The 12,447-nt window shown below is 31.1% G+C and carries 9 protein-coding genes; all 9 read left to right on the top strand.

Annotation, left to right across the window (positions count from 1 at the left end; all coding sequences use genetic code 11):
- The coding region (locus AVL50_RS33400; protein ID WP_172826878.1) for a hypothetical protein at positions 1-751 on the top strand (751 nt) is incomplete at its 5' end.
- 665 nt (positions 752-1,416) lie between these two features.
- The gene (locus tag AVL50_RS18315; RefSeq protein WP_062617938.1) at positions 1,417-3,285 is read left to right on the top strand and encodes an McrB family protein; all 1,869 of its coding nucleotides are present in this window, start codon (positions 1,417-1,419) and stop codon (positions 3,283-3,285) included.
- The gene (locus AVL50_RS18320; RefSeq protein WP_062617939.1) at positions 3,266-4,570 is read left to right on the top strand and encodes an McrC family protein; all 1,305 of its coding nucleotides are present in this window, start codon (positions 3,266-3,268) and stop codon (positions 4,568-4,570) included. Before AVL50_RS18315 ends, AVL50_RS18320 begins: the two co-directional genes overlap by 20 nt.
- 740 nt (positions 4,571-5,310) lie before the next feature.
- The gene (locus tag AVL50_RS18325; protein WP_062617940.1) at positions 5,311-5,841 is read left to right on the top strand and encodes a helix-turn-helix domain-containing protein; all 531 of its coding nucleotides are present in this window, start codon (positions 5,311-5,313) and stop codon (positions 5,839-5,841) included.
- Between the two features lie 603 nt (positions 5,842-6,444).
- A complete protein-coding gene (locus tag AVL50_RS33860) occupies positions 6,445-6,534 on the top strand; it encodes a hypothetical protein (protein WP_371259043.1) in 90 nt (29 codons plus the stop codon).
- Positions 6,535-6,564: 30 nt separating this feature from the next.
- On the top strand, positions 6,565-6,717 hold the full coding sequence (locus AVL50_RS33060; RefSeq protein WP_157491423.1) for a hypothetical protein: 153 nt from the start codon (positions 6,565-6,567) through the stop codon (positions 6,715-6,717).
- A 192-nt stretch (positions 6,718-6,909) separates the two neighbouring features.
- Positions 6,910-12,051, top strand: a complete 5,142-nt coding sequence (locus AVL50_RS18335; protein ID WP_062617942.1) for a sacsin N-terminal ATP-binding-like domain-containing protein — start codon at positions 6,910-6,912, stop codon at positions 12,049-12,051.
- Between the two features lie 5 nt (positions 12,052-12,056).
- Positions 12,057-12,284 (top strand): hypothetical protein, encoded by a 228-nt coding sequence (locus AVL50_RS18340; protein ID WP_062617943.1) that lies wholly within the window; start codon positions 12,057-12,059, stop codon positions 12,282-12,284.
- A gap of 22 nt (positions 12,285-12,306) precedes the next feature.
- Positions 12,307-12,447: transposase (locus AVL50_RS33865; RefSeq protein ID WP_157491424.1), on the top strand; the 141-nt coding region annotated here is incomplete at its 3' end.

Here is a 12,447-nt window from a genome sequence, read left to right on the forward strand (position 1 = left end):
TGAAAAGGAAAAAATCAATGAGTTAAAGGGGGAGATAAAAAGATTAAAAGAGTTAAACCCACTAGGGTTAGAAGATCAAATTACAAACTTGAAAAAACAGATTGAAGGGATAAAAAAATATGGTTTAGGTGAAATTAGTAATGGAATTGATACTCGTTATAACATAAAAGGTTATGATAACTTTTCTAAAGAAATAACATCTCAAATGACTGGTCAGAAAGTTATTCTCCAAAGTCATCATGGAGGAGGCACATCGTCAGCTGTGATTAAAAATGAAGTTTGTCATATTACTTCTGAAGATCAAGGAGCCAAAGAAAATTGGAAAGATCTTAACAAAACGGTAGATAGTTCTACAGCTTACAGTAGAGATTATGGAACATTTGCCTTGCCGTCCACTGGGAAAAATTATATTGATATATCATTTTGGCCATCAGTAGGTGAAGGTGTAATAGAGTTGCAAATTTTAGATGCCAAAACAGGCTATCCTTTCATAACAATAAAAGGTGGAAATGCAGATAATAAAGATATTTATTCACATGAAAGTAAAAGATTAATTGATAGTGAAATACGCAGCATTCAGGTTCTTATTATTCCATATAGGACTTTAAAAAGGGAAGAGAATACTGAATCAAATGAAACTTTTTATGATATCGATATAAAAGTAACAAACGAGACTCCAGCTAATGAGAGTGATCGAATGAAACATATTAGTGTACAGAAAGTAGAGAAAGCAAAGAGAGCAAAGAAATAAAAGAAAGCTGATTGAGGCATATTCTTTACTTGTTAGAATAATTCAAATTTGGTAATTATTAATACCCCTTCCCCTTACTAATTTCAATAGAATGAAAGTAAGGGTTTTTTTTATCATTTTAGGAATATTCAGTTTAAGTTCTCACTTAAGTCATGGGCTGATGAGGAGGCACTTCAACGATATTTTTTAAGTAATTTATAGCTTCTTTTCAGCTTGCCCTTCTTTATAACATTTCTCGAAATAGGAGATATCGGCAGGAGAATATTCATTAAAGAATTTTTTGATCCCAATTTTTGACTTCCTACACTTTTGTGAAAAATGTATCGTGTTTCGTGCACCATAGTTAAAACTATGGGCAGGTGATAGTGCAACCTCATCAAGACTGAAGTCTTGAAGGTTGGTAACGAAGACAATACTTTAGTGTTGGTTTTTGGCAATTACGTTATCTGATAACATAATATAAATCAATAACTACTTTTTTGTATTCCATAAAACATAAAAACAGCTATATTAGTGGCAAGTTATGGTGTTGAGCTAAAAAACCTTTTGACTAATGAACAAGAAGCAACTATCAAAAAGGTGCTCCATAATTTTATTAATTCAATGATTTAATCTCAATTTATTTAAAAACATATTGAGCTTTTTACCTAATATAATTTTTTGAAATGAACTTAAACGAACTTTACCAACAGGCCATCGAGCAACAACATTGGGTGTATTCTAAATGGTTTCCTGAATATCAGAGATATGTACAAGAGTACTTAGAGCAAGCAGGAATGGGTCAATGGACTGATGAAGTGTTACATCGATTTGTAAAGAAAACTACTGACAATGGTGTTTCTAATTTAAAACAAGGTAATTTTAAAAATGATGAGTATGATAGCATAAAAGCAAATTGGTCTACAGAGTTTCAACCAGAAATACGTACAATAGCCGTTAGCAGTGATCGAAATGAAATCAAAAGAGTTTATGATACATTAGATGCATCACTAAGAGGACACACAAAACAACATAGAAGAGCTGGTACAAATAAAATTGTAGCAGGATTGTTACCTGGTGTGGCTTCTACTGTAGTAGATCATGGTAGACTAAAAAAAGTGATCAAGAATTTACAACCTTATTTTGATGATTGTCCTCCAATAGAGAATCACTGGTTACTAGATAATTTTAATTTTGTTGATTTTTGTAAACGAAAAGTCAATTTCCAACATGAATGGCATGTCTCATTATTTGGTTGGTTTTTATATGATTTTTTTGAAAACAATGGTGTAATTATGGAAGAGATTTCAAATGAACTGATTGACGAATGTTCGGAATTATTATTAGCTAATAAAAACTTAATCTTAACAGGAGCTCCTGGTACTGGAAAGACCTATTTGGCAAAAAAAATTGCTGAAGTAATGGATGCTAAAACGGAATTTGTACAGTTTCATCCTTCCTTTGATTATACTGATTTCGTAGAAGGATTAAGGCCCATTAAAAAGAGTCAGAATGATTTAGGTTTTGAGTTAAAGGATGGTATTTTCAAATCATTTTGTAAGACTGCCCTGATCAATCAAATAGAAAGTAGTAAGAGACCTGAGGAAGTTTCCAGAGAAAAACAAACTGCATCTAAGCTTGAAGCCCTATTGGAAGATGCAATGAATATAGGAAGGTCATTTAATTTGAAAGGTGGTAACTCATTTTCTGTATTAGAGTTTGATGAAAAGTCAATAAAAGTAAGTGTACCTGATAATGATAAAACCTCTGAACTTTCTATAAGCCTCACGATGCTACTAGAATTGCTTTTAGATGATTCGGAAGACTTAGCACAGGTTTCTAATATCAGAAAGTATTACAAGAGGAAACATAACTATCAGCAGGATTCCTATTTATATACTTTTTATCATGCTTTTAAAGGGGAGATACAAATAGCTCTAGAAACATCTCAAGAAGTAACTGAGAAGGAAGAGTTAAATAAGTATGTATTCATCATCGATGAAATCAACCGTGCTGAAATATCTAAAGTATTTGGTGAGTTGTTTTACTCTGTAGACCCAGGTTATAGAGGTGTAAAAGGAAGGGTGAAAACGCAGTATTCCAATTTACAGGAAGACGATGATGTGTTTAAAGAAGGTTTCTATATTCCTGAGAATGTGTACATCATTGGTACAATGAACGATATTGATAGAAGTGTAGAGTCGTTTGATTTTGCGATGAGAAGACGTTTTGCATGGAAAGAGATCAAAGCTTCCGATCGAATGGAGATGTGGGATGGAGAGATTGATGAATGGGTAGATGAAGCGAGAAGTAGTTTATTGACCCTGAATAAAGCGATTGAAGAGGTGCCGGGCTTAAATGAAGCCTATCATGTTGGTCCTGCATATTATTTGAAGTTAAGTCTTTACAATGGGGATTTTGATCAATTGTGGGCGAATCATATTGAAGGGATATTATTTGAATACTTAAGAGGTATGCCTAATGCAGATGGTCTTTTAGCGACATTAAAAGAAGCGTTCTACCCAACAGTAAGTGATGAAGAAGTTCAGGGATAATTCCAGAGATACCATTGATGAAATTCATGTAGAGGACCTGTCGTTGATAGCAAATAAGTCTATTGATGAATTACTGAGACAAGACCATGATCTTCTCGTTTTCAGAAACAATAATGATGAAGCGAAGATTGAAACATCGAATGTATTGGACTTGAATCACCTTGAGGTGAAGACGGGAAATATAATGGGCTTCTTGGGGGTGAATGCTACAGAACTGAAGATTAGGTCAAGGTTTGGAACACATGATGAAGATTACCTTTTGCACTATATGTTGCAGAAGGTGTTTTCTATCAATGTATTTAATTTGGATCACAGCACAAGCAAGGAGAACGTTTTTGATTTCCTGATTTATATGTTTCCTCATTATCTGAGAAAAGCAATTCATCAGGGATTGTACAAAGAATATCAGAGGAGAGACTATAATGATGCAAATGTAAAAGGTGCAATTGATGTGAATAGACATATCAAACAGAATATTCCCTTTTTAGGTCGTATTGCCTATAAGGTTAGAGAACATAGTTTTGATAATGATATCACACAACTTATCCGTCATACCATTGAGTTGATCAAAACAAAGTATCACTCGTCCACTATTTTGAGCAGTGACCTTGATATAGAGCAATGTGTAAATCAGATTATACAACATACCCCTAGTTATTCGATCAGGGACAGACGAACGATCATCAATAAAAACCGAAGACCCTTCTCGCACCCTTATTTTACAGCGTATAAAGACCTTCATAAGATCTGCCTTCAGATATTAAGACATGAGGGCTTGAAGTATGGGGAGGAGAAAGATAAAGTCTATGGTGTTTTATTTGATGGGGCTTGGCTTTGGGAAGAATACTTAAATACATTTTTGAAGCAGTGTGATTTTGAGCATCCTGAAAATAAAAGTGGAGGGAATCCTGTTTATGTTTTCCAAGGGAACAAAAGCGTCAAAAGGTATCCTGATTTCTATAAAGAGAATATTGTTTTGGATGCGAAATACAAGAAATTGGATCTGAAAAGACCTGATAGAGATGATATGCATCAGATCATCACATATATGTACTTGTTGAGGGCTGAAAGGGGTGGTTTTGTTATTCCTACCACTTTAAGAGATCATGATTTGATAAGGGAAAAAGACCTTGGAATACTTGAAGGTTATGGAGGAGATGTAAAAATATGGTCATTCCCGATACCGCATGATGAGGTGAGTTATGCTGAATTTAGCAAGCGTATGCAAGAGCGAGAAAAAGCCTTTATTGAAAAATTTAATAAGGATTTTGATACCTCACCTTAGGGAATAAAAAAAGGCTTAGGAAGAAAAGTTAATAAAGAACAATCAGATTACATTCGAGAATTTTAATGTAGTCTTCTGTTTTTGCTATTGGATAGTAAGCAGTAGTACAATTGAAATTGGGATAAGTTGGATTATTATTTTTTTAGTCAAATCAAGACAGAATAGAAGAGCATAGCCGAGTTACGTGATGATATTCTAACATCAAGTAGGTTAAAAAGAAAATTCAAAACTTCCGATTTTAATTGTACTACTGCTTAAAGCAAGGTTATTTGCTTTTGTATGTTGATCAAGTATTGGTGAAAGAAACATTAGAACGTGATTATTACTTTTTACGTCATTGCACACTGAATGAAGGATTAAGAATGATAAATTAATATATAGGATTGTGGTCCATAAAGTGTTTTTATTGTGGTTCAAGCACTTTAATTCGATTCATTTTCCTTCTTTTATGAATATCTGATCACATTTTCACCAAATACTTACAACAAAAAGGTTAAAATAAACTTAAATCAGAGATAAAACAGAACTAATACGGCAGAAAATCCGAATGATAAGTACAAAGTCAATAATAAATGATAGTTAATTCTAATTTATTTTTTGTGAGTACAACGCTAAAAAACGTATTAATAGTGGTTCTATTGAAAGTTTTTTGAAGGAAGTAATCGCAAAACAATAAATAGAATTAGTATTAGATAATTTTGAATTTGTACTTATAATAGTAATACCAATTAAAACGTAAGATGAATCTCACACTTCAAGATAGAGAATACATAGAATTTACCTTTAATATTCAGAAGTTTAGCCGTCGTAAGATCGCTAGGAAACTTGGTGTTGCTCATTCTACAGTATGTCGTGAACTCAAAAGAAATTCGATAGGCGGTAAAAAATACAAAGCGCACTATGCACATCATTTGGCGGTAGCCAGAAAAAAACTAACAGGAGGTAGCAATAAGAAAAAATCCATATTCAAAAAATATAAAAGAAAAAGACCTTATCGCCTCTATGCAGACCGTCGTCAAATTTGCTGGGCCTCAGACACTCCTGATGTTTACAATTTCTATCACAAACACACGTCTTATCGAAAACGTCTGAAAATAAAACGTTATCAGAAGCGTTTAAAACTCAAAAAGATCTTTCATTTCAGAAACGATCTCTTTCTTTTTGTGCTTTTGAAACTTCATATCATCCTTCAAAAAGCAAGCAAGCTTAAGACATTAACTGCACACCTTGATACAAGACAGGAGAATCAATACGTACAGCAATCCGCATAAGGATCATCATGTCTTAGTACTAAAAAATCATCCCAATCAATAGCAGTAATACAATCACCAGCTTTCTATTCCATCCAATTTATCATTTGTAATGGACACAATAAATGTTCTATCACCTCCTTGTCAGTGTTGATAGAGCAAGTGGAGCTTTTGCTCACGAATTAAAATTTATGAATACAGCAGTTTTTTAATTAGGTGATTTAAGCAATATTATTGGATACGGTCTGACTATCGTAAAACTAGATACGACAGAAATAACAGCAAATTATGCATCTGAAAAAAGTTCGTTGGATAGTATCGCTGATACAATGTAAAGTTATTATGAACAAAGCTTCTGCATTTGGATAAGGCAAGTAGGAAATGTTGGATGCACCATCTAGAAATTCCTTTTTCCATGTACTGATCTGAGTAGAATGAAGATCATACTCTTGGGCTAATTCTGTAGTAGTCAGTAAACCTTTGATGGCTTCTAAAGCTACTTTGACTTTATTTTGAGGTGAATTTTCTTTTACTTTTTATAAAACTACCATCTATTTAATTATTAATTTAGATTGCAGTCCGTTTTGATGGGGTAACTATAATGATCTTTACAAGCAAATTTTAATAGTCTTAGACTTTGTTTCTGGAATGACAGATTTATATGCATTACAGCTTTACAAAGAAATCAACGGCATGGAGTTACCTACTTTCTAAAAAATATTTACAGTCTATTCTTAAAGTGATATGTTAAAAAATAAAGAAGATTTTTTTAAAGAATATAATATTGATGAAGAACAGTTTGAAAAATGTACTTTAAACTGGGGAGATTTAGAGAAAATTTATTTGGATTATGAAAAGAAGAAATTAGAATTCGAACCAACTGCTAAAGATTATTAATAGCTGAAAGAGGCCAATAGTTACAGTCTCTTATTCTTGAGTTTTTGAAAGGATAGATTTCACTTCTAATGAATAAATGTCCTAATATGAAATATTTCCCATTTCTATTTTCCAAAACCTTAAAATTGATACTATTATTTTCATTACTTAGGAAAGAAATCAAAATAATAAGCAAACAAGAATTACTTCATCATGTATAAAAACTTAAAAACATTCCGAAAGTGGGTCAAAGAGTCAGATCCAGCAACAGATAATGAATATTATAACCCTGATTTTATTGGATGTAAACATGAAAAACAAAGAGGTTTCTTTGCATTATATCATGGAATAAAAGAAAAAGAGAGATCCTATATTAGAGGAATTATTGAAGTTGCAGAAGATAATCAAGCTATTTATGAATTTGTTCAAAATGCAGCAGATTCAGATTCAACACATTTCTACATGTTCTATAATGAAAAATATTTCTTAGCAATTAACAATGGGGATATTTTCAAGAAAGAAGGTTTAAAATCAATTATTAATGTTGGGCAAACAACAGACGATAAAGAAACTGATCCTGATAAGATAGGTCGCTTTGGAATGGGTTTTAAACTTACGCATCGTCTTGTGGGAAAAAATAGTGGTTTGGATGAGTTATTTAACGACTATAAAGGGCCACAAATGTTTAGCTGGTCCTCAATGAAACAATTAAATGATTTTACATCTCAAACGTTTCAAGGAAATAATCTTTCGGATGACCTTGATGATGACGCCGCATGGTTATTAAAAATATTAATCACAAACTTTCCTGCTTTACCAAATGAAACAATAAAAGATATTGATTACAATGATAGGTGCTTATATTCTTTAGATGAACTGAATGAATTTAAAGATTACCTAATTGAATGTAAATCAAAAATTCCAGATTGGGATGAGCTATCTCAAGGTACAATGTTCTTTATTAAGTTAGGAGAGGGCAAACATCAATTATTGGAAGATGCAGAAGAGAAGTTTTTTGATAGAATTCAAAATTCAATTTATTTCTTAAAGTCACTTAAGAATATTAATGTAAATGGTAGTAGGATAGATGAAAGTCCAAATCTTGAATTTCACAAACATACTATTGAAACTGACGATCCTGATTTTAAAGAAATAGCTTTTGAAGAGGATAGAGATAAATTATATCCCATTAAATTCCAATATGGGTATAATAAAGAACTAAAGGAAGATAATGGCATTATTGGAAATACAAACTTTTATAAATACTTCCCAATTGAAGATGATTGTACTTCCTTAAGCTTTATTTTCCATTGTAATGTTTTCAATATTGAAACCAATAGAAGAAAAGGTCATGATAGTGAAATTAGCCAAAAGCTATTTAGCCTGATTTCTAAGTATATGATAAAAGACTTAGATAAGTTTCAAAAGAGTGATTTCAATACCTATACAAACATTTTTGCCAATATCTTATTTTCTAACCCAGCTGATGGTGATAATACATGGGAGAATAAATATTTATACGATAAACTTCATGATTATTCATTAAATAATGTACCGACACAAGGAAAGAGTTTTCTTCCATCACAATTTACTAAAATTAAAGGCACTACGTTACCTATACTCTTAAGTGATGTAGGTTTAGAAAATTATGATTGGTTTTACTGGACTAAAGATGATAATAAAGAAGTTGTATCTGTAAGCAAGAAATCAAAGAAGACGAATTTAGAAAAATGGTCTTTAATTGACATAGTAGACAATACGAATGATATAGATAAAGTTAATGCATGGGTAAAGAGAAATAGTACGAGTTACTTGAGTACTATTCAAGAAGAGCTTATTGAAGAAAACTGGAGTGATATTAAAAATATTGTTGATCTTAAATTTATTAGTTTCGATCAAGAGTTATTATCTATTCGACAGATTATCAATGATGATAACTATATTCTCTTAAGAAACGATTCGAAAAACTTAGCTCCAATTTTAGAAAAATGTGGTGTGAAAGTAGCATCTATTTTCTTTGATGATTCTATGAGTTGTTTTACTACAATTAAACACCATTTTAATCATCTTGAGAATGATAAAGTTTACTTTGGAAATTTAAAAGCAATCATAGAAAATGCTCCACAGAATTTGACCATTACTGATAAACTTGAGGTAATAAAAAATTTAAAATTACTTTCAAATATTGGCTCTCAGGCAATAGGATCGTTAGTGATTTTCAAAAATAGGAACGGGAACTTTTCTTCATTAGATTCTTTAATTGATAATAACAACAAATCAGATAATTGGAGCAGAAGTATTTCAATTTCTAATGAGGAATTGAATGCTACAACACAAAGTTATTTGGTAAAGAAAGAAAATCAATACGAGGAGATCTATAAGAAGTATTGGAGCAAAATGATAACTGACTTCGATAAGTCAGAGATTTTGAACTTGTATGATAGCTTGTTAGATGTGTATGATAGAAGTACAAATAAAAGTGATATTTCACAACTGCCTATCATTTTTACAACAAGTAACACATTTGTTAAACCTGAACAGGTTGTGTTTGATCCTAGTTTAGCTTTTAAAGATAAATCAAGTTATCAATTATTTGAAGGTCTAATTTCAAGTAATGATTACCAAATACCAAAGTACAAGACACTTTCTTATCTTCAGAAGAGTCTTTTTCAAAGACAAGATTATAGGACTCTAACTTCAGTTATTTCTGATATTGGAGAAATAACTCTTTCCTACGATCAGCTTGAAACAGTAGTAGTTGCTTACAGTAACAATGGGAATTCTATTTTTAGCCACTTTGTATTTCAGAAGGACTCTAGTAGTTATAAGTTATCTGTTCGTGATAAATTAAAACAGCAATATTTTTCTGAATATCAAAGTATTCAAAATTTAGTTCAAAATACTTCAAGTAACTTAATTCTATTACCTGAAACTTTTAATCATTATAATAGAGCTAAAGAGCTTCTTAAAAACACCGAGCTTTTCAATTACTTAATCCAAAATAAGAGTGGTGAAATAGACCTTTCTTTATGGGCTCCTGCATTACTTGATGAAGGAAGTAAAGGACCAACTCTTCAAACTTTAAAGGCCATTCAATCTTTAACTATAGATTTTGATGACTTAAAGGTAGGTGAGAATTTAATAAACCTTGTAAAATCTATAGACTTATCTGAAGAAGAAATTGAAAAACTTTCTAATAAAATATCCTTAAATGTAAACTCTAATTTGATACAATTAAAAGAGGTTACATCGTCTAATATTTTCCAAGGAATTTCAATTAGTGATTTAGGTATAGAAAAAGATGAGGTGTCTACTTTAGTTGAAGAATATGTGAATAACTTGATTACTCTTGCAGTAAGTGATAGAGACTTAATTCGTCAATTATTTAGAATAGGTCAAGAATCTGATTGGTTACATATATATGAGCAAATTCCAGAGACTAAAATTAGTAATAAAAGCATATTAAGCTTTTTAATTAAAGGAGAAAATCTCGGTGAAAATATAGATTGGGGTGCTTGGGATATTTTAGCGAATGATGGTACTTATCGTAAAGTTAATGAAGGGTTTTATTCTGAACCACTAGAATTTTTGGAATCTAAGTATATTCTACATTCCTCATTAAATAGTCAGCAATTTATAAGCTCAACTTATATATTAGATACTCCAAAAATATCGAGTAAGGGGATTGAGATCTTTTCAGTAGAACATATACAAGAATATTCTGAAGAAAGTGTAACAAGCTTTCTTGAATTTTTATATGAAAATTATCAAAAAGAATATGGAGATGTCAATATTCAAAATATAGCAGAGTCTCAAAAAGAAATTTTAGAAAAAGTTTTTGGTTGTCTCCCATCCCAATATAGTTTTAGTGATTTTGCTTTACCTGTTGAGTTGATCCCTGAGTTTATTCAAGAGTGGATTGGAAGTAATAAAAGTAAAATAGAATTTTTATGTACTCTTGGGTTTAGAAGTGATAACAATCTGTTGAGTAAAATCAGAGAAGCAATCCTAAATGATGATGAAATTGACGAATTGGTAGACTTATCTGATTTTTCAGATGATGACATTATGAATACTTTAATTTGGATTAAAGAACAGAATATTAAGTTAGAGTCTGATTCACAGTTAGAAATTGTACAAATTCTTTTTGAAAATATTGAGCCAACTGATAATTCACCCTTCATGTATGTTGATGAAATTACTGAAGAAGAAATAATTTTACAGTTGCTAGACAATCAGGAAGAAGATATTTTGTATGATTCAGAAGGTTATGATCATCAAATTACTTTAGCTTTCTTTCAGTACTGCCTACAAAACAATAAGCCATTAATAGACTTAAACTATTATCCAAAGAATTGGAAAGACGCTTTTAATGAAGCTATACCAGATATTGATTCAAATTATAATATAACAAAATTAGAGGAGGAAATATCAGATGAAGTTGACCCAATAGTTGAACTATTGAATTCTGATAATGAAGTGACCTATAATATTATTCCAATAATCAATAAAATACCATTGGATTATACTGTTGAAGAAACAATATTTTTTACTCAAAAAGTGGATTCAATTTTATTAGATACAGAATCCGAAAGAATATTTATCTCTCAAGATAGTATTAAAGACATAGACTCTTTATTAGAAGAAGAATTGAAAGCATTTGATTCTAATACAGAGGAGTATGAAATAATATCCTTACTCATTGAGAAGTCTAAAAACATTATTAATAAAATATTCAGAGAAGGATATGCCTTATTAAAGGAGCAAAACCATGTGACTAGATCTCAAACAGTTGGAGATAATTCTATTATAGAAAGTGGTGATGCTCATTTAATGTTTGGTGATTTCGAAACAAATTACAGAGCATCTTATGCTGAAGAAGCAAAAGCACAAGTAAAAGAATATCTTAAGGAAAAAGGCTATGATGTAAGTAATTGGATATCTAATTATTCAACTGTTAATGGGGTAACTCTAAATGGGAAAGATATCCCTCTGGTAGTGAAATCCGCTAAAAGCGGAATGATTTATTTTACCCCAAATGATTGGAAGAATCTCCAGAATAACTCTAATGCACAATTGTATATTGTAGGTAGAGGTAACAAGATTAAAAATATCACTTTAAAAGATTTGGAAGATGATCATTCTACATTCTATATGAAATTTGATTTGAACAATCTTTCTGCCGTAGGAATAGGCGCATTTGCCTCCTTCTTTAAATACCTCCCATTTGATACCAAGTTTGTGTTTAATGATATTCAAGGTAATGGAAGCGATATCATGAAGTACTTTGGTTTAAATGCTAGGATTAAAGCGGATGAAGAAGTAACACCTCAATTAAGAACTTTAAAAGATTAGAAGAAATGGCATCAATAAGAAATAACAAGACAGAGGAAATAAAAACTGTAAAAGAAGCACCTAAATTCATTTTTGAGAACTTAGAAGGTAAAAAAGGTTATATTTATTCATTAAGAAAGTTATACTTCTTAGCTGAAAATAATCTTAATAATACCATATTAATTAAGTCGATAGATGATTTTGTTTATGAACAGTATAGTTACCCCATCAAAACGGACTGCAATCTAAATTAATAATTAAGTAAATTGCAGTGTTATGAAAAGTAAAAGAAAATTCACCTCAGAATTTAAAGCCAAAGTAGCTTTAGAAGCCATCAAGGATTTACAGACTACTACAGAATTAGCCCAAAAGTATGATCTTCATCCTACTCAGATCAGTACATGGAAAAAGGAATTT

It is taken from the genome of Flammeovirga sp. SJP92, assembly GCF_001583495.1.
In the GTDB taxonomy this organism is placed as follows: Bacteria; Bacteroidota; Bacteroidia; order Cytophagales; family Flammeovirgaceae; genus Flammeovirga.